Source organism: Sphingopyxis sp. LARHCG72, assembly GCF_052871675.1.
In genome coordinates, this window is sequence record NZ_JBIXJU010000003.1 from 92369 (window position 1) to 109229 (window position 16861).

18 protein-coding genes and 2 tRNA genes are annotated in these 16861 nt (G+C 64.7%); 9 read left to right on the forward strand and 11 right to left on the reverse strand.

All coding sequences use genetic code 11. The features are described from left to right. Positions 1 to 1467, reverse strand: a complete 1467-nt coding sequence (locus tag ACIPPQ_RS08100; RefSeq protein WP_446543616.1) for an N-6 DNA methylase — start codon at positions 1465 to 1467, stop codon at positions 1 to 3. A 127-nt stretch (positions 1468 to 1594) separates the two neighbouring features. Beyond that, positions 1595 to 1668, reverse strand: a tRNA-Gly gene (locus ACIPPQ_RS08105). A gap of 121 nt (positions 1669 to 1789) precedes the next feature. Between ACIPPQ_RS08105 and dinB the strand changes: the two genes are divergently transcribed. Next, on the forward strand, positions 1790 to 2884 hold the full coding sequence (gene dinB / locus ACIPPQ_RS08110) for a DNA polymerase IV (RefSeq protein ID WP_446543617.1): 1095 nt from the start codon (positions 1790 to 1792) through the stop codon (positions 2882 to 2884). 24 nt (positions 2885 to 2908) lie between these two features. Here the strand turns inward: dinB and ACIPPQ_RS08115 are convergent, their stop codons facing one another. The 3 genes from ACIPPQ_RS08115 to ACIPPQ_RS08125 all read right to left on the reverse strand — a co-directional run bounded on the left by ACIPPQ_RS08115 (position 2909) and on the right by ACIPPQ_RS08125 (position 5592). Continuing rightward, positions 2909 to 3382 carry a hypothetical protein gene (locus ACIPPQ_RS08115; protein WP_446543618.1) on the reverse strand — a complete coding sequence of 158 codons (474 nt, stop codon included), beginning with the start codon at positions 3380 to 3382 and terminating at the stop codon, positions 2909 to 2911. Between the two features lie 102 nt (positions 3383 to 3484). Further along, positions 3485 to 3940, reverse strand: coding sequence for a hypothetical protein (locus tag ACIPPQ_RS08120; RefSeq protein WP_446543619.1), 456 nt, complete (start codon positions 3938 to 3940; stop codon positions 3485 to 3487). A 56-nt stretch (positions 3941 to 3996) separates the two neighbouring features. Continuing rightward, positions 3997 to 5592 (reverse strand): peptide chain release factor 3, encoded by a 1596-nt coding sequence (locus ACIPPQ_RS08125; RefSeq protein WP_446543620.1) that lies wholly within the window; start codon positions 5590 to 5592, stop codon positions 3997 to 3999. A 77-nt stretch (positions 5593 to 5669) separates the two neighbouring features. Between ACIPPQ_RS08125 and ACIPPQ_RS08130 the strand changes: the two genes are divergently transcribed. The 3 genes from ACIPPQ_RS08130 to ACIPPQ_RS08140 all read left to right on the forward strand — a co-directional run bounded on the left by ACIPPQ_RS08130 (position 5670) and on the right by ACIPPQ_RS08140 (position 7753). Then, entirely contained in the window at positions 5670 to 6317 is a 648-nt protein-coding gene (locus ACIPPQ_RS08130) for a hypothetical protein (RefSeq protein ID WP_446543621.1), read from the forward strand. 39 nt (positions 6318 to 6356) lie between these two features. Continuing rightward, a complete protein-coding gene (locus tag ACIPPQ_RS08135) occupies positions 6357 to 6794 on the forward strand; it encodes a hypothetical protein (RefSeq protein ID WP_446543622.1) in 438 nt (145 codons plus the stop codon). Between the two features lie 155 nt (positions 6795 to 6949). Then, the gene (locus ACIPPQ_RS08140; protein WP_446543623.1) at positions 6950 to 7753 is read left to right on the forward strand and encodes an enoyl-CoA hydratase-related protein; all 804 of its coding nucleotides are present in this window, start codon (positions 6950 to 6952) and stop codon (positions 7751 to 7753) included. Between the two features lie 98 nt (positions 7754 to 7851). Here the strand turns inward: ACIPPQ_RS08140 and ACIPPQ_RS08145 are convergent, their stop codons facing one another. The 3 genes from ACIPPQ_RS08145 to ACIPPQ_RS08155 are packed head-to-tail and all read right to left on the reverse strand — an operon-like array spanning position 7852 to position 9752. Continuing rightward, a complete protein-coding gene (locus ACIPPQ_RS08145) occupies positions 7852 to 8454 on the reverse strand; it encodes an HD domain-containing protein (RefSeq protein ID WP_327450677.1) in 603 nt (200 codons plus the stop codon). A gap of 34 nt (positions 8455 to 8488) precedes the next feature. Continuing rightward, on the reverse strand, positions 8489 to 9205 hold the full coding sequence (locus ACIPPQ_RS08150) for a hypothetical protein (protein ID WP_446543624.1): 717 nt from the start codon (positions 9203 to 9205) through the stop codon (positions 8489 to 8491). After that, positions 9189 to 9752 carry a hypothetical protein gene (locus ACIPPQ_RS08155; RefSeq protein ID WP_446543625.1) on the reverse strand — a complete coding sequence of 188 codons (564 nt, stop codon included), beginning with the start codon at positions 9750 to 9752 and terminating at the stop codon, positions 9189 to 9191. Before ACIPPQ_RS08155 ends, ACIPPQ_RS08150 begins: the two co-directional genes overlap by 17 nt. A 147-nt stretch (positions 9753 to 9899) precedes the next feature. Here ACIPPQ_RS08155 and ACIPPQ_RS08160 point away from each other — a divergent pair, with 147 nt between their 5' ends. Beyond that, complete coding sequence (locus ACIPPQ_RS08160; protein WP_446543626.1) at positions 9900 to 10346, forward strand: RrF2 family transcriptional regulator; 447 nt, start codon at positions 9900 to 9902, stop codon at positions 10344 to 10346. A 68-nt stretch (positions 10347 to 10414) separates the two neighbouring features. Here ACIPPQ_RS08160 and ACIPPQ_RS08165 read toward each other — a convergent pair. Further along, a tRNA-Ala gene (locus ACIPPQ_RS08165) sits at positions 10415 to 10490 on the reverse strand. A gap of 130 nt (positions 10491 to 10620) precedes the next feature. Continuing rightward, positions 10621 to 10947 carry a TIGR02300 family protein gene (locus ACIPPQ_RS08170; RefSeq protein WP_446543627.1) on the reverse strand — a complete coding sequence of 109 codons (327 nt, stop codon included), beginning with the start codon at positions 10945 to 10947 and terminating at the stop codon, positions 10621 to 10623. A gap of 125 nt (positions 10948 to 11072) precedes the next feature. Between ACIPPQ_RS08170 and aroA the strand changes: the two genes are divergently transcribed. Next, on the forward strand, positions 11073 to 12401 hold the full coding sequence (gene aroA / locus ACIPPQ_RS08175; RefSeq protein ID WP_446543628.1) for a 3-phosphoshikimate 1-carboxyvinyltransferase: 1329 nt from the start codon (positions 11073 to 11075) through the stop codon (positions 12399 to 12401). Continuing rightward, complete coding sequence (locus ACIPPQ_RS08180) at positions 12398 to 13027, forward strand: (d)CMP kinase (RefSeq protein WP_446543629.1); 630 nt, start codon at positions 12398 to 12400, stop codon at positions 13025 to 13027. The genes aroA and ACIPPQ_RS08180 overlap by 4 nt, the downstream gene beginning before the upstream one ends. On the opposite strand, the gene ACIPPQ_RS08185 is transcribed toward ACIPPQ_RS08180, so the two are convergent. After that, positions 13011 to 14297, reverse strand: a complete 1287-nt coding sequence (locus ACIPPQ_RS08185; protein ID WP_446543630.1) for an adenylate/guanylate cyclase domain-containing protein — start codon at positions 14295 to 14297, stop codon at positions 13011 to 13013. The two genes, ACIPPQ_RS08180 and ACIPPQ_RS08185, sit on opposite strands and share 17 nt — an antisense overlap. A gap of 332 nt (positions 14298 to 14629) precedes the next feature. On the opposite strand from ACIPPQ_RS08185, the gene rpsA reads away from it, so the two are divergent. Together rpsA and ACIPPQ_RS08195 are read left to right on the forward strand one after the other, a co-directional pair. Continuing rightward, positions 14630 to 16342 carry a 30S ribosomal protein S1 gene (gene rpsA / locus ACIPPQ_RS08190; protein ID WP_327450659.1) on the forward strand — a complete coding sequence of 571 codons (1713 nt, stop codon included), beginning with the start codon at positions 14630 to 14632 and terminating at the stop codon, positions 16340 to 16342. Between the two features lie 207 nt (positions 16343 to 16549). Then, complete coding sequence (locus tag ACIPPQ_RS08195; protein WP_446543631.1) at positions 16550 to 16828, forward strand: integration host factor subunit beta; 279 nt, start codon at positions 16550 to 16552, stop codon at positions 16826 to 16828. Positions 16829 to 16861: the final 33 nt, after the last annotated feature.

Here is a 16861-nt window from a genome sequence, read left to right on the forward strand (position 1 = left end):
TCACAGCAATTCCCTCACCCGCGCCAGAATCTCCGCACTCTCGGCATCCAGCGCGGCAATCTCGTCGAGTATCTCCTGCGGGCTGCGAAGCGCTTCGGCTTCGGGTGCATTGGGGTTGCGCACGGTCAGGTCGAAGGTCGCGGGGTCGAGCGTGTCGGCGGCGACGCTCCAGCTGTTCGGCCCGTCGGCGAAGCTCGCCTGCCGCTCGATGAAATCCGCCATGTCGGCATCGTTCAGCGGGTTGGTCTTGCCCATGTTGCGGCCGGGATCGAGCCGGTAATACCAGATGCTGCGCGTCGGCTCGCCCTTGTCGAAGAACAGCACCACGGTCTTGACGCCCGCGCCCTGAAAGGTGCCGCCGGGCATGTCGAGGATGGTATGCAGGTTGCAGCTTTCGAGCAGCTCGCGGCGCAGCGCGACGCTGGCATTGTCGGTGTTCGACAGGAAGGTGTTCTTGATCACCACCGCCGCGCGCCCCGGTCCATTTTGGCCCCCCGCGCGCAGCGACTTGATGAAGTGCTGGAGGAACAGATAGGCGGTCTCCCCGGTCTTGATCGGGAAGTTCTGCTGGATTTCCGGCCGCTCCTTGCCGCCGAAGGGCGGGTTCGCGAGGATGACGTCGAAGCGGTCCTTCTCCTGAATGTCCAGCACCGGTTCGGCCAGCGTGTTGGTGTGCACGATGTTGGGCGCTTCGATCCCGTGCAGGATCATGTTCATCGTACCGATGACATAGGCGAGGCTCTTCTTCTCCTTGGCGAAGAAGGTGTGTTTCTGGAGCCGTTCGCGATCTGCCGTCGTCTTCGCCAGCGGCAGGAGATAGTCATAGGCTTCGCACAGGAAGCCGCAGGACCCGGCCGCGCCGTCGTAGATCGTATCGTTCAGCGTCGGCTTCACCACCCGGATCATCGCGCGGATCAGCGGGCGCGGGGTGTAATATTCGCCGCCGTTGCGCCCGGCGTTGCCCATATTCTTGATCTTGGCTTCGTACAGTTCCGAAAGCTCGTGCTTCTGGACCTGGCTGCCGAAGGACAGCTCGTCGATCGCGTCGATCGCGTCGCGCAGCGAATAGCCCGACTGGAACTTGTTGCGGATTTCGCCGAAAATCTCCCCGATCTTGTATTCGATCGTGTCCACGCTGGCGGCGCGGCCCTTGAACCCCTCCAGATAAGGAAACAGCTCGCGGTTCACATAGGCTATCAGGTCCGGCCCGGTCTTTGCGCGGTTGTGATCGAGCTTGCCGGCGGCATCCTTTGGCGCGGCCCACAGGCCCCAGCGATGCGCGGCGTCGATGATCGGGGTATAGGCGTGCCCGCGAAGCTCGGCTTCGGTGGCGCGCCTTGCTTCCAGATCGTCGAGATATTTGAGGAAGAGCAGCCAGCTTGTCTGTTCGGTATAGTCGAGTTCGGATGCGCAGCCCGCTTCCTTGCGGAGAATATCGTCGAGATTCTTGAAAGTCTGTTCAAACATGCGAACGGTTAGCCACAATTCGGCCCGATCGCCAAGCCTATAGCCCGGGCCGCGTGCCAAAACAGGGGCAAGCGAAGCCGCGATGGGCTGCCCCGCGCGACAGGTGGCCGAAAATGTGAGGGGATAGTGGAGCGGGTAGCGGGAATCGAACCCGCCTAGCTAGCTTGGAAGGCTAGAGCATTACCACTATGCTATACCCGCGTCTCCAAGGTCGGCGGCGATTGCCAGTTTGCCCGCCCGCCGTCAAGCGCATCATTGAGAACATCTTGGCAACATGCTAAGATGCGGCGTGCCAGACGCCGACGACCATGGACCCGATGACATGGCGGACACCCCCGTCCGCAAGATCATCCACGTCGACATGGATGCCTTCTATGCCTCGGTCGAGCAGCGCGACGACCCGGCGCTGCGCGGGCTTCCCGTCGCGGTCGGCGGCTCGTCGCGCCGCGGCGTAGTCGCCGCCGCCTCTTACGAAGCGCGCAAGTTCGGCGTCCGCTCGGCGATGCCGAGCATCACCGCGAAGCGCCAGTGCCCCGGGCTTATCTTCGTACCGCCGCGCTTCGAGGTCTATCGCGATATCTCGCACCAGATCCGCGCGATCTTCCGCGACTATGCCGACGAGGTCGAACCGCTCTCGCTCGACGAAGCCTATCTCGACGTCAGCGCCGACAGGGCCGGGCTCGGCAGCGCAACCGCCACCGCGCGGCTGATCCGCCGCCGCATCCGCGAGGAAACCGGCCTCACCGCGTCCGCCGGGGTTTCGTACAACAAGTTCATCGCCAAGCTCGCCTCGGACCAGAACAAGCCCGACGGGCTCACCGTCATTCCGCCCGGCAAGGGCGCGGCGTTCGTCCAGACGCTGTCGATCCGCCGCTTCCACGGCATCGGCCCGGTGACCGCGGCAAAGATGGAAGGGCTCGGTGTCTTTTCGGGCGCCGATCTCGCCGACAAGGACGCGATGTGGCTCGCGACCCACTTCGGCAACAGCGCCGAATGGCTCCACAACCTCGCGCGCGGGATCGATCATCGCCGCGTCAAGTCGAACCGGCCGCTGAAATCCCTGGGCGGTGAGCGCACCTTCTTCAACGACCTGATCACCGACACCGAAATCCGCGAGGCGCTCGCGCATGTCTGTACCGTGGTGTGGGATCGCGCCGCGAAGAAGGGCGCACGCGGCCGCACGGTAACGCTGAAACTCCGCTACGCCGACTTTCGCACGATCACGCGCGCGAAATCGGTGCCGTCGCCGATCCTCGACGGCAACTCGCTGCTCGCCGCGGGCGAAGCGATCCTCGCGCCCCTGCTTCCCACCGAACAGGGCATCCGGCTGCTCGGCGTGACCTTGAGCAAGTTCGAGGGGGAGGAAGATGACGAAGAGGAGGACGCGGCGCCCGCCGACCTCCTCAGCCTGATTTAACCGGTTCGAACGGGTCGACCGCGCTTATTTTTTCGCGGCGGCGAACGCGGGCGCGTGACTCTTCACGGCCTTCTGCATCTTTTTCGACAGCTTCGAATAGTCGCACAGATAGAGGGTCTCGTCCTTCACGACGAACCCCGCGGCGGTCGGACCTCCCGTCCGATAGATCATGCCGTCGCGGCGGAACGGTTTGACATGGATATAGGAGGCACCCCCCGAAAAGCCGAAGCGCATTTCGGTATAATCGTGGGTCGCCGGACGCGTTTCAATGATATCGTCGAACGCCGCCTCCGGCCCCAGCTCATCCTTGTCGCCATAATAATAGACGCTGCCCCAGCGCTTGCCGTCATAGACGTTCAGATGCGTCGTGCTGTGGCACGGATCGATCGCCGCGGTCCATAAGCCCTGCGGTATCGGCAGGCTGATATCCTTTTGCGCCATGGCCGGCGACGCCATCACCCCGATCCCGGCAACAAGCAGCCATCCCGGTCCGCGCATCGACACCCTCCCCTTCGAAACCCGGGCGACGGTAGAAAAATCGCAGAGCGCGATCAATCCCTTGGCATCGGATCGGGGACGCGTGCGCCGATCCGCCCAGTCCTATTTGACGACTGCGGGTGCGAAACGTTTGATCGCCGCCTTCATCTTCGGCGACAGCGAAGCGAGGCTGCAACGGACCAGCGTCTCGTCGGTCTCCTGGATTTCGTCGCGGAACGGCGCCCCCACCCGGTACAGCGCCCGGTCGGTGCCGAGCGACTTGATCCGCAGATAGCCCGCGCCGTCATAACCGCCGAACTGCATCTGGGTGAAGCCGCCCGCCACGACCCGCGCCTGCGTGATCGGTTCGAGCTCGGCAGACGGTCCCATCGAACCGCCCGGCCCGTAATAATAGAGCGCGCCCCAACGCTTTCCGTCGAAGACGTAACCGTGATGGACGGTCGCGCATTTCTCCGTGTCGTTCGTCCAGAAACCCGGCGCGACCGGAAGCGCTACCGCTTGCGCCGCTGCCGGCGCACTGCCCGCGATCGCCGCGAGTGCCAAAATCCATCTGCGCATCGATACCCCCACCCTGATCGACCCGGCGGTCATGGTGACGGAGATCGCCGATGCGATCAACCCGCGTCGGCGAACCGGCGCTCCTTGGTCGCGGTAAAGCGGATCGCCGGGTGGCGCTGCGTCACATAGCCGACTTCCCACGCGTCCTTCGCCATGAACACCGGCGCGCCGTCGCGGTCGGTCGCGCTCGCGCCGCGATGGTCGGCCTGGAACGCCTTCAAGGCGGCCGGATCGTCGCTCGCGATCCAGCGCGCGGTATCCCACGGCGACTGTTCGAGCTTCGCCTCGACCTTATATTCGGCCTCGAGCCGGCTGATCAGCACTTCGAGCTGGAGCTGGCCGACGACCCCGACGATCATGTTCGACCCGATCTCGGGATAAAAGACCTGGATGATCCCCTCCTCGGCCATGTCGTCGAGCGCTTTCCTGAGCTGCTTGGTCTTGGTCGGATCGACGAGCGCGACGCGGCGCAGCAGTTCGGGCGCAAAGTTCGGGAGGCCCGTGATCGTGATGTCGGTGCGTTCGGACAGCGTATCGCCGACGCGCAGCGTACCATGGTTCGGGATGCCGATGATATCGCCAGGCCAGGCCTCCTCGGCCATTTCACGGTCCTGCGCGAGGAACAGCATCGGGCGGCTGATCGCGATCGCCTTGCCCGTCCCGCCCTGCATCAGGCGCATCCCGCGCTCGAACTTGCCTGAGCAGAGCCGCATGAAGGCAATGCGGTCACGGTGCGCGGGGTTCATATTCGCCTGCACCTTGAACACAAAGCCGGTCACGGCAGCGTCGCCCGGCTGCACCGGCGCGGGTTCGGCGGGCTGCGGTTGCGGCCCGGGTGCGTGGTTGGCGAGCGCCGACAGCAGATCGACGACACCGAATTCCTTCAGCGCCGACCCGAAATAGACCGGCGTCAGGTCGCCATTGCGGTACGCCGCGGCGTCGAACTCCGCATAGCAGGCCGACGCCAGCTCGGTTTCTTCCTTGAGGTGCGCGAGCGCATCGGCGCCGAGCTCGGCGGCGAGCGCGGGATCGCCGAGCCCTTCGACCGCAATCCGGTCACCCTCATACATGCGCGACGCATCGCCGCCGGGCTTCATGATCGCCGGTTCGACGAGATCGTAAATCCCCTTGAATTGACCGCCCATGCCCGCGGGCCAGTTCATCGGGCAGACGTCGAGCGCGAGCCGGTCGGCGACCTCGTCGAGCAGCTCGAACGGCGGCAAGCCCTCGCGGTCGACCTTGTTGACGAAGGTGATGATCGGTACCGAACGAAGGCGGCACACCTCGAACAGCTTCAGCGTCTGCGGCTCGATGCCCTTCGCGGCGTCGATCACCATCACCGCGCTGTCGACTGCGGTCAGCGTGCGATAGGTATCCTCGCTGAAATCCTCGTGTCCCGGTGTGTCGAGCAGGTTGAAGACCAGCCCCTGATGCTCGAACGTCATCACCGACGAGGTGACCGAAATCCCGCGCTGCTGTTCGATCTTCATCCAGTCGGAGCGCGCGCGCCGCGCGGCGCCGCGCGCCTTGACCTCGCCCGCGATATGGATCGCGCCGCCCGCGACGAGCAACTTCTCGGTCAGCGTCGTCTTGCCCGCGTCGGGATGCGAGATGATGGCGAAGGTGCGGCGGTCGGGGCGGTTCTGGGACATGGCGCGGGCGGTTAGCAGGTGGCAGGGCAAGTGGAAAGGGCTGGCATCGCGGCCCCCGCAGACGCATGATCGCCGCCATGCGATCCTTCTTCCTCGCCGCCGCGCTGATCGCGGCGCTCACCGCCCCCGCCGCCGCACAGGATTCGCCCTTCGTCGGCGAATATAGCCTCGCCGAAGGCCCCGACGTCGGCGGCGGCTTGCTGATCCGGGACGACGGACGCTTTCGATATATTCTCGCCGCGGGCGCGCTCGACGAGCGCGCCGAGGGCCGCTGGGAAGCGCGCGGCGACATGGTCTGCCTGACCACCGATCCAAAACCGGTGCCGCCGGCGATGGAGAAAGGCCCGCTCGGCGAAATCGACGGCGCGGTGCCCACGATCGCGGTCACCTGGCCGAACGGACGCGCCATCGCCGGCGTCGATTTCACCATCTGGTTCGACAGCGGCGACCCCCTCGACGACTACACCCAGACCGATGGCTGGACGATGCCCGACGACGACAAGCGGATCCCGCGCCGGATCGAGGTGCGCGAACCCATCTATGGCATCACCGCCCCGCCCTTCGAACTGACCGAAGCCGACGGTGGCAAGCTACGCGTGATCATCAAGCCCAACGATATCGGCGTCGTCGATTTCGACGGCGCCTGCGCGGAAAAGACCGAGCGCGGACTCACTCTGCACCGCACCGAGGGCCGTATGCGGTTCGTGCGGCTGGGCGTGGAATAGCGGTTCCGGTCCGCGAACCGGCCGGCGCGCGCCGACCTCATGTCGCGCATGGACCGCGATCAATTTATGATATATCATTCCACAACCAAGTGGGGGATCGCGATGGCATATCAAACATATTGGGAACGGATCTCGCGTTTCGAACGCGTCATTTTCTTTCTCTTCGCGCTGTTCTCGGCCGCCGGCGCGATCAGCACGCTCGGATTCATGCTCATATGGATCGGCGCGCTCAGGGCGAATGGACGGGTCTGGGACGATGGCATTTACCTGGGCGTGATGGCGATGCTTTCGATCTCTTTCTCGCTGTCCTATGTGCTCATCGCTGTTCTCAGGAGCGAGAATCCGGCCTTTTGGGCCAAGCGCGCCATCATTCCGGTCGTCATGCTCTGCCTCCCCCTCACCGCGCTTTTCGTCGAGGCATTCTGGATCGATATGAACCCCAAACCGCCCGAAAGGGGCCACACCGTCGACTATTGAGGCACGGCACCCCGAGGGCGATGCCCGCCGACCGATGCCCCTCTCCCCTTCCGTCCGGCGTCGGCCCAAGCCTCTTGCACTCCCCCGGCAAATCGGTCACAACTTTACGTGAACGTAAAGGTAAAGACCAACGAGAGCGCAGAGGATTCTTCCCCATGACCGATGTTCCCAGCTTCGACACGATCAAGTTCGACGTCACCGACCATGTCGCGACGATCACGCTCAATCGCCCCGACCGGCTGAATTCGATGCCGCCCGCGATGGCCGACGATATCCGCGCGGCGCTCGACTATCTGCCGGTGCTGGGTGCGCGCGCGCTGCTGATCACCGGCGAGGGCCGCGGCTTCTGTTCGGGTGCGGACCTTGCGGGCGATCGCAGCGGGTCGGCGGTCGGCGGCGGCGCCAACAGCCGCAAGGCGCTGCGCAACCATTATAACCCGATGCTGCTCGCACTCGCGAACCTCGACATCCCCGTCGTCACCGCGGTCAACGGTCCCGCCGCCGGCGTCGGATGCAGCTTCGGCCTGTCGGGCGACTTCACCATCGCGGGCAAGAGCGCTTATTTCCTTCAGGCGTTCGTCAACATCGGGCTGGTCCCCGACGGCGGATCGTCGTGGCTGTTGCCGCGCCTGATCGGCCTGCCGCGCGCGACGCAAATGATGATGCTGGGCGAAAAGATCGGCGCCGAGCAGGCCGCCGACTGGGGCCTCATCTATAAATGCGTCGAGGATGCCGACCTGATGACCGAGGCAAAGGCGCTCGCGGCGCGCCTCGCGAACGGCCCGACCCTCGCGCTCGGCACGATGCGCAAGATCCTGCGCGACGGCCTGTCGCAAAGCTATTCGGACACGCTCGACGCCGAGGCGAAGGGCCAGTTCATCGCGGGCAACAGCGCCGACGCGATGGAAGGCATCATGGCGTTCCAGCAGAAGCGCAAGACCGAGTTCAAGGGGAAGTAGCCAAGGCGTCGCCCCAGCGGAAGCTGGGGCCGCTATCGCTCATTCCGGACGCGATCGATCCCGGCTTTCGCTGGGATCACGATAACACGCGCCCCCCCCTACTCCGCCGCTTCCTCGACCATCACCTTCTTGTAGATGCTCGTGCGCGGATAGGAGCAGAGGCGCATCACCATCGGCTCGAAAAATTCGAGAGGCTCGCTCTCATAATCGGGGTCGAACGCCGGCGCGTCATATTTCTCGCAGAATTCGGCGCACGCCGCATAGTGCGGGCTATCGCGGAACTGGTCGCGCATGTCGCGGTCGAGCCCGAGATAGTGGAAGAAATAATGACCCTGGAAGATGCCGTGATGCTGCACGATCCAGAGATTTTCCTCTGACAGGAAGGGCTTCAGGATCGCCGCCGCGACGTCGGGATGATTGAACGCGCCGAGCGTGTCGCCGATGTCGTGGAGCAGCGCCATCACGACATATTCCTCGTCGCGGCCATCCCTGTGAGCCCTGGTCGCGGTTTGCAGGCAATGTTCGAGCCGGTCGACCGGGAAGCCGCCGTAATCGCCGCCGAGCAGCTTCAGATGGTCGAGGATGCGCTTGCCATTGTTCGGCGCGAACTCCTTTTGCTCGCGCGCGATAATGTCCCAATCTTCCTGCGTCCCGTCGATCATCGACCGGAACGTCGCATGGTCGTGCGTCATCTCGTTCATGGCAGCCTCTCCTGTATTTGAGAGCGAGCCTATCCTATTCGTTGTTATTTGCAACGTTATAGGTCCTGACCTCGTCCTGCGTCAGGCAACGCCGCGTCGATTTATCCTCGGCATTCGCCAGCGCCTTTTGCTGGTACATGACCTCGGTCAACAGCTTGCGCGACACGCCCATGCGGATCAGGAAATCATTATCCTCGCTCGCGAGCAGCGCCGCATCCTGTTCGATGTCGCCGATCAGTTCCTTGGTCGCATCGGTTCCCATCGCGACGCTCATGTCGATCGCGCTGCGGTCGCCGGTGCGCGTGAACATATGGACGATGAACAGCCCGCCCGGATCGATCACGCGCGGCTGGCCGCCCATGAAGATGAAATTGCACGCGCTGAAACAGGCCCAGCCCGCCGGGATGCGCGTGACGAGGCCAAAGTTCGATCGGATGACCCGCCCCGCCGCATTGCCCGCGCGCGCGTCGCCGCCCGGCGAGCGCAGCCAGATTTCGCTGACGTCGGGGTTGGCGGCCAGCGCGGCTTTCAGCCGATCGGGCAGCCCGCCGTCGATCCGCCCTTCGGCGAGCAGCACCTTCCCGCCCTTCTTCGCGACCGGCGTGAGCTTCATCGTCGGATTGGCCGACCAGTCGGGATTGAGCGGGCATGTCGGGTTCGCGGGGTCGACCGCGGGCTTTGCCGCGCCGGTCAGGCAAGCGATCAGTCCCGCCGCGACCCCGATACGGGCAAGCTTACGCCGCAAGGACATAGCGCGCCTGGCCCGGTCCCTTGCACATCCGCTTCGACACGCGCGTTTCTTCGCCCTCGACGATGACGATGTCGGTGACGTTCATGCACTGGGTGCCGTCGGCGAGCTCGTTCTTCGCCGCGATGGTCGACGATCCGCTAACGTTCGCGCGCGTTTCGCTCGTCCAGTTCGCGGTCGCGCCGACCTCTTCGCCGCGTGTCACTTCCTCGGTCGCCGCGGCGGCCTGGACCTGCTCGGCGGGGTCGAGCCGGCACGCGATCGCGTCGGTCAGCGTCCCGCTGACCTCCGAAATCGGCACATAGCTGTAAACGCCCGCCTTGCTCGCCGCGTCGCCGACCGCGTCGTTGATCACATTGCCGAGGATATTCCGGCCGATGCTGCTGCCCTTCTTGCCCTTGGGACAGCCGCCATTGCCTTCTTCGCTCGGCTTCGGCGCGGGGGTCGTCACCTTGCGGAGCAAGCTCCCGAACTGCGCTTGCGCGGGAGCCACCGCGAGCAGACAGGCCGCCAGAACGGTCGGGGTCGCCAATATTTTACGCATCATCATATCCACCCTTGTCGCGCCCGAAACCGGGCTGGCCTGCGACCCATATTATGCGCGGTTCATGCCACCCGCTGTGATTTTCATCAACCGTGCAACTTATGTCATCCAGACAGGTTGAATTAAGGCTGAATATGTCTCACTAACGCCGCCATGCTATCGCAGAAAACCCGCTATACGATCCGTGCGTTCCAGCATCTTGCCGACCATTGGGGCAAGGGGCAGGTCCAGCTCGCGGATATTGCGGAGGCGCAGAATATCCCGCCCAAATTCCTGACCGTGATCCTGTCGGAAATGGCGCGCGAGGGGCTGCTCATCTCGCAGCGCGGGCGCGACGGCGGCTACCAGCTCGCGCTGCCCCCGATCGACATCAGCTATGGCGACCTCGTCCGCCTGACGCGCGGCTCGCTCGCGCTCGTCCCCTGCGCCGCGCGCAACGCGCACGAGCATTGCAAGAACTGCCTGCCCGAAGCCGAATGCCGGATGCGCAGCCTGATGTTGAAGGTCCGCGACGATACCGCGGCGATCCTCGACCGCATCACGCTCGCCGATCCGATCAAGATGGAGCCTTTGTTCGAAAAGGACGAGGCGGCCGAATAGCCGGCCGCGCACGCAGAAAAGGTTTCGCGCAACAAAAAAGGCCCGCTTTCGCGGGCCTTTTTGTGAAATGGTGGAGCCTAGCGGGATCGAACCGCTGACCTCCTGCATGCCATGCAGGCGCTCTCCCAGCTGAGCTAAGGCCCCGTGCCATTTCGGTGTCGCTCTCGCCAATTGCCTTGGCTGCTGCGACCGGGACGCCGCCTTTAGCAGCGCCATCGGGTGATGCAAGGGGCCAAATCATCTTTCGATGCTTTTTTGGCCCCGCGCTGGAAAATCAGCCCTCGTCGTCCTCGTCGTCGCCCGTCGCGACGCCCAGGTCGTCGTCGCCGCCCAGATCGACGTCGTTGTCGGGCGAATCGCTGTCCTCGTCGACGTCGACGTCCAGATCCAGATCCTCGTCGGCGACGACCTCTTCCTTGACGACCTTGCCCGGCTTTTCGGCTTCTTCGAACGGCATCGGCTGCTTCGATTTCAGCACCGATTCCGGGATCCAGTTATAGCCGCAGTTGATGCAGCTGATCGGATCGTCCTTGGTCAAATCATAGAATCGGGTTGCGCATTTCGGGCAGCTACGCTTCGTGCCCCATTCAGCCTTGATCATATATGCCTCGTAACCCTTTGGAAACAGGATAAAAATATCGGAAAAGCGACGGAAGCTGAATAGCTATCCGTCAGATCGGCGAGCGCCTTGCCAGATTGCAAGGCCGCTGTCAAAAGCCGCACGCCATGACCGATCAAACCGCCACGCCGCGCAGCTTTTCCGCTTCCGTTCCGCTCAAAGGTGGGATCGCGATTCCGGGAGACAAGAGCATCTCGCACCGCTCGCTGATGCTCTCCGCCCTCGCCGTCGGCGAAAGCCGCGTGACGGGGTTGCTCGAGGGGCACGACGTGCTCGCTACCGCCGCCGCCATGCGCGCGATGGGTGCGACCATCGAGCGCCGCGACGACGGCGAATGGCGCATCCACGGCGTCGGGGTCGGCGGGCTGCTCCAGCCGCGCGAAGCGCTCGACATGGGCAACAGCGGCACCTCGACGCGCCTCCTCATGGGCCTCGTCGCGAGCCACCCGATCACCGTCACATTCATCGGCGACGCCAGCCTGTCGGGCCGCCCGATGGGCCGCGTGATCGATCCGCTGTCGCAGATGGGCGCCGACATCAGCGCATCGCCCGGCGGCCGCCTTCCCCTCATGGTCCGCGGCCTCGCCGCCGCCATCCCCCTCGCCTACCGCCTGCCGATGGCATCGGCGCAGGTAAAGAGCGCGGTGCTGCTCGCCGGGCTCAATACGCCGGGCATCACCGAAGTGATCGAACCGGTGCCGACGCGCGACCATAGCGAACGGATGCTCCGCGGTTTCGGCGCCGAGCTGACGGTCGAGACCGACAGCGACGGCACGCGCCACATCCGCCTTGCCGGCGAGGCCGAGCTGAAACCGCAGACGATCGTCGTTCCCGGCGATCCGTCGTCGGCCGCCTTCTTCATCGTCGCGGCGCTGATCGTTCCCGGCTCGGACATCACCATCGCCAATGTCGGGCTCAACCCGACGCGCGCCGGTCTGGTCGAGGTGCTGCAACAGATGGGCGGCGACATCACCCTTATGAACGCCCGCACCGTCGGCGGCGAACCCGTCGCCGACCTTCGCGTCCGCCACAGCGCGCTCAAGGGCATCGCCGTCGACCCCGCCGTCGTACCGAGCATGGTCGACGAATTCCCGATCCTCTTCGTCGCCGCGGCATTGGCCGAGGGACGCACCGTCACGACCGGGCTCGACGAGTTGCGCGTCAAGGAAAGCGACCGCATCGCGGTGATGGCGACCGGCCTCGAGGCGATCGGCGCGCGCGTCGAGGAAAACGAAGACGGCCTGATCATCGACGGCACCGGCGGCGACCCGCTGCCCGGCGGCGCCATCATCGCGGGTCACCTCGACCACCGCATCTGCATGAGCTTTGCGGTCGCCGGCCTCGTCAGCAAGGCGCCGGTGACGATCGACGACATCGCCCCCGTCGCGACGAGCTTCCCCAATTTCGAGGCGTTGCTCGCCGGGCTTCAGCAATGATCATCGCGGTCGACGGCCCCACCGCATCGGGCAAGGGCACGATCGCGAAGGCGCTCGCGGCGCATTTCGGCCTGCCGGTGCTCGACACCGGCCTCCTCTATCGCGCGGTCGGCTACCAGACGCAGCTTAACCATGGCGACCCCGACAACGCCGCCGACGCGCTCGCGGCGTGCAATTTCCCCGACAGCCTGCTGGACGACCCCGCACTGCGCTTCGAAAGCACCGGCAGCCTCGCCAGCCGCGCCTCGATCCATCCCGCGGTGCGCAAGGCGCTGTTCCAGCGGCAGGTCGATTTCGCCAACCAGCCGGGCGGCGCGGTGCTCGACGGGCGCGACATCGGCACCGTCATCGCGCCGCACGCCGACGCCAAGCTGTTCGTGACCGCCAGCCCCGAAGAGCGCGCGCGCCGCCGCCATGCCGAGATGCTCGGGCGCGGCGTCGAAATCAGCTACGACGCCGTGCTCGCCGACGTCCACGCCCGCGATGCGCGCGACACCGGCCGCGCCGACGCGCCCCTCGTCCGCGCGCCCGACGCGATGCTGCTCGACAATACCGACATGGACAGGGACGCCGCGCTCGCCGCCACGATCGCCTTCGTCGAGGAAAAGGTCAGGCGACCCGGCTGACCGCGGTCAGATCGGCCACCTCTGCCGCCGGTGCGGCGTGATAGACGCAGGTTTCGCCGACCCCCTTCAACATCTCGTCATGCGGCGGCCCGAAGGCCGCGCGGTCGGTCGTGCGCAGCCAGGTGCTTTCCGAAATCGCGATGCCGTTGACGGGCGCGGTGCTTTCCAGCCGCGCCGCCATGTTCACCGTCTCACCCCAATAGTCATACGCCATGCGCGTCGCGCCGATCACGCCGCCGACCACCGGCCCGCTGTGGATGCCGACGCGCAGCCCGACATCGGTCCCGGCGATGCGTTGCAACTCGCCCACACCTTCGAGCACGGCGCGTGCAAAGGCGATTGCCGCGTCTGCGCTGTTTCCGCTCACGACATTGCCGCCCGCAATCGCCAGATAGGCGTCGCCGATCGTCTTGACCTTCTCCACCCCATGCTCGGCGGCGCAGCGGTCGGCATGGTTGAAGAAATTGTTGAGCAGTTCGACCAGATGCCCCGGCGACACGCGCTGCGCCAGCCGGGTGAAGCCGACCATGTCGATAAAGATCACGCTTGCGTCGGCATAGCTGTCGGCGACGACGCGCCCGTCGCGGATGCGTTCGACCGCCGCATGCGGCAGCATATTGTAGACGAGCGCCTCATTCTTCGCGCGCTCGGCCTCCAGCGCTTCGGCCAGTGCGAAAGCGCCGCGGCTCGACCGGTCGATCGCGACGTTGATCGCCAGCATGATCGCCGCCCCGCTCGTATAGCTCAGCAGCGCGTACCACAGCCCCGCGCCGTGGCTCTGCACCGGCAGCACGGTCGCGAGGAACACGGTGAAATCGAGCGCCATCCACAGCAGGAACAGTCGCGGACGGCCCGCGAGCGCGACCGCGGCAAAGGCGCTGACCGCCAGCCGGTTGATCACCCCGACCGCGTGCATTTCCTCCTGCATGTCGATCAGCTCGTCGAACAGGATCAGGTTGATGTGCCCGACAAGGAACACGATGCCGAGCAAGGCGGCGAAATCGAGCGCCGGCTGCGCGACATATTGGGACCAGAAGGTCGAGGCGATATAGGCGCCGGCGAGAAACAGCGTGCATCCGAGCAGCAGCGCCAGCCGCGCCGTGTCGTGCGGATGGACGAACATCGGGTTCGCGATCGTATAGGCCAGCGCGACAAGCATGAAGAGCACGCCATAAACGCGGACGAAGGGCAGCCGCATCGTGCGCGCCGTTTCCTGGAAACGCGCCTCGACCGCCGGGTCGGCGAACTGGCCGTGCGACATCACTTGCATGGAGACCCCTCTCGATTGCGTGGGAGAATCTACAAGCAAGGTCTTACCACGCGGTTTACCGCGGTTTCCGCCTTGCTTCGGCCGGGCTTCGCGACTATACGCGCGCCGTCCGACGGGTTTTTTGCCGGTCGAGGCACGGACAAACCGCCGCCCAAAACCGGGCGTCGGGCGTGACGGGACACACCCGCCGCGCCCATTTTGCTTTGCCCATGCCTTGCCCCGTGAAGCGTCCGGAGGATGTCTTGCTCCGCATCCGGCGGGCAGGACGGATCGGCCACAAGACCAGCGGAACCAACCGCTTGGCCGGAACAAATGAAGTAAGGAAACTCTCTATGGCCTCTACGGCTTTTCCGTCGCGCGACGATTTCGCCGCGATGCTTGACGAATCGCTGGGTGGTGCTGATGGCGGCTTTGAAGGCCGCGTCGTCAAGGGCACCGTGACCGCGATCGAAAACGACCTGGCAGTGATCGACATTGGTTTGAAGAGCGAAGGCCGCGTGCCGCTTCGCGAATTCGCCATGCCGGGCCAGAAGGCCGACATCAATGTCGGTGACGAAGTCGAAGTCTATGTCGACCGCGTCGAAAACGCCAATGGCGAAACCATGCTGTCGCGCGACCGTGCTCGCCGCGAAGCCGCCTGGGACCGTCTCGAAGAAGAATTCAACAAAGAAGCCCGCGTCGAAGGCGTCATCTTCGGCCGCGTCAAGGGCGGCTTCACCGTCGACCTCGGCGGCGCCGTGGCGTTCCTTCCCGGTTCGCAGGTCGACATCCGCCCCGTGCGCGACGTCGGTCCGCTCATGGACCTGCCGCAGCCCTTCCAGATCCTCAAGATGGATCGCCGCCGCGGCAACATCGTCGTGTCGCGCCGTGCCATCCTCGAAGAAACGCGCGCCGAACAGCGCTCGGGCCTGATCCAGAACCTGGAAGAAGGTCAGATCATCGAAGGCGCCGTCAAGAACATCACCGATTATGGTGCGTTCGTCGACCTCGGCGGCATCGACGGCCTGCTCCATGTCACCGACATGAGCTACAAGCGCGTCAACCACCCGAGCGAAGTCATCAACATCGGTGACAATGTCCGCGTGCAGATCATCCGCATCAACCGCGACACGCAGCGCATCAGCCTCGGCATGAAGCAGCTCGAAAGCGATCCGTGGGAAGGCGTCGCCGCCAAGTACCCCGTCGGCGCGAAGCTGTCGGGTACCGTCACGAACATCACCGACTACGGTGCGTTCGTCGAACTCGAACCCGGCATCGAAGGCCTGGTCCACGTCAGCGAAATGTCGTGGGTCAAGAAGAACGTCCACCCCGGCAAGATCGTTTCGACGAGCCAGGAGGTCGACGTCATCGTCCTCGAAGTCGACAGCGACAAGCGCCGCATCAGCCTCGGCCTCAAGCAGGCCCAGTCGAACCCCTGGGGCGCGTTCGCCGAAACCCACCCGGTGGGCTCGGTCGTCGAAGGCGAAGTCAAGAATGCGACCGAATTCGGTCTGTTCGTCGGCCTGCCGGGCGACGTCGACGGCATGGTTCACATGTCGGACATCGCATGGGGCATCTCGGGCGAAGAAGCGCTGCACCTCCACCGCAAGGGCGAGGCCGTGCAGGTCGTCGTTCTCGACGTCGACGTCGAGAAGGAACGCATCAGCCTCGGCATCAAGCAGCTTGAAAAGGGTGCTCCGGCCGTTGGCGGCGGCGCCGCTGCTGCCGGTTCGCTGAAGAAGAACGACGTCGTCACCGTCTCGGTCCTCGAAGTCCGCGACAACGGCCTCGAAGTTCAGGCTGGCGACGATGGCGCCACCGGCTTCATCAAGCGCGCCGACCTTGGCCGCGACCGCGACGAACAGCGCGCCGAACGTTACCAGGTCGGCCAGAAGTTCGATGCGATGGTCATCGGCTTCGACCGCTCGAAAAAGCCGAACTTCTCGGTCAAGGCGATGCAGATCGCCGAAGAGAAGCAGGCTGTCGCGCAATATGGTTCGTCGGACTCGGGCGCCTCGCTCGGCGACATCCTCGGCGAAGCGCTGAAGGCCGGCAAGAAGGACTGATAATTTCATCCTTCCGCCGCAAGGCAAATGAAAAGGCCCGCAGAGTGTCCCTCTGCGGGCCTTTTTCTTTCGGTGATATATTTTGACCGGACAGTGATTCGTGATACCTTCCCCGTGCGTTGGGAGGGGTCTCGCGCAAAAGGGCCGGCAACGACCGGATGCCCGCCTCGGCGGGAATGGCGTGAATATATACCATAGGGGAAGCACATGATCCGGTCAGAACTGGTTCAGAAGATCGCGAGCGAAAACAGCGATTTGCGGCTCGAGGAAGTCGAGCGTATCGTCGACACTTTCTTCAATTCGATTGTCGACCAGCTCGCCTCGGGCGGACGCGTCGAACTTCGGGGCTTCGGGGCCTTCTCGACCCGATCGCGCGACTCGCGCACCGGCCGCAACCCGCGAACGGGCGCGGCGGTCGACGTGAAGGCCAAAAGCGTGCCCTATTTCAAACCGGGCAAGGAAATGCGCGAGCGTCTGAACGACTGACACCGCGCACCTTGGCCGTCACGGCCCGCGATA

What these genes read in the sequence shown, in the direction of transcription:
- rpsA (WP_327450659.1), top strand. Translation starts at nt 14,630, where the DNA reads ATGGCCTCTACGGCTTTTCCGTCGCGCGACGATTTCGCCGCGATGCTT.
- ACIPPQ_RS08155 (WP_446543625.1), bottom strand. Translation starts at nt 9,752, where the DNA reads ATGATGATGCGTAAAATATTGGCGACCCCGACCGTTCTGGCGGCCTGT.
- ACIPPQ_RS08145 (WP_327450677.1), bottom strand. Translation starts at nt 8,454, where the DNA reads ATGAACGAGATGACGCACGACCATGCGACGTTCCGGTCGATGATCGAC.
- ACIPPQ_RS08120 (WP_446543619.1), bottom strand. Translation starts at nt 3,940, where the DNA reads ATGCGCAGATGGATTTTGGCACTCGCGGCGATCGCGGGCAGTGCGCCG.
- ACIPPQ_RS08130 (WP_446543621.1), top strand. Translation starts at nt 5,670, where the DNA reads ATGCGATCCTTCTTCCTCGCCGCCGCGCTGATCGCGGCGCTCACCGCC.
- ACIPPQ_RS08150 (WP_446543624.1), bottom strand. Translation starts at nt 9,205, where the DNA reads ATGTCCTTGCGGCGTAAGCTTGCCCGTATCGGGGTCGCGGCGGGACTG.
- ACIPPQ_RS08170 (WP_446543627.1), bottom strand. Translation starts at nt 10,947, where the DNA reads ATGATCAAGGCTGAATGGGGCACGAAGCGTAGCTGCCCGAAATGCGCA.
- ACIPPQ_RS08115 (WP_446543618.1), bottom strand. Translation starts at nt 3,382, where the DNA reads ATGCGCGGACCGGGATGGCTGCTTGTTGCCGGGATCGGGGTGATGGCG.
- ACIPPQ_RS08100 (WP_446543616.1), bottom strand. Translation starts at nt 1,467, where the DNA reads ATGTTTGAACAGACTTTCAAGAATCTCGACGATATTCTCCGCAAGGAA.
- dinB (WP_446543617.1), top strand. Translation starts at nt 1,790, where the DNA reads ATGGCGGACACCCCCGTCCGCAAGATCATCCACGTCGACATGGATGCC.
- ACIPPQ_RS08185 (WP_446543630.1), bottom strand. Translation starts at nt 14,297, where the DNA reads ATGCAAGTGATGTCGCACGGCCAGTTCGCCGACCCGGCGGTCGAGGCG.
- ACIPPQ_RS08125 (WP_446543620.1), bottom strand. Translation starts at nt 5,592, where the DNA reads ATGTCCCAGAACCGCCCCGACCGCCGCACCTTCGCCATCATCTCGCAT.
- aroA (WP_446543628.1), top strand. Translation starts at nt 11,073, where the DNA reads ATGACCGATCAAACCGCCACGCCGCGCAGCTTTTCCGCTTCCGTTCCG.
- ACIPPQ_RS08195 (WP_446543631.1), top strand. Translation starts at nt 16,550, where the DNA reads ATGATCCGGTCAGAACTGGTTCAGAAGATCGCGAGCGAAAACAGCGAT.
- ACIPPQ_RS08135 (WP_446543622.1), top strand. Translation starts at nt 6,357, where the DNA reads ATGTCGCGCATGGACCGCGATCAATTTATGATATATCATTCCACAACC.
- ACIPPQ_RS08140 (WP_446543623.1), top strand. Translation starts at nt 6,950, where the DNA reads ATGACCGATGTTCCCAGCTTCGACACGATCAAGTTCGACGTCACCGAC.
- ACIPPQ_RS08180 (WP_446543629.1), top strand. Translation starts at nt 12,398, where the DNA reads ATGATCATCGCGGTCGACGGCCCCACCGCATCGGGCAAGGGCACGATC.
- ACIPPQ_RS08160 (WP_446543626.1), top strand. Translation starts at nt 9,900, where the DNA reads ATGCTATCGCAGAAAACCCGCTATACGATCCGTGCGTTCCAGCATCTT.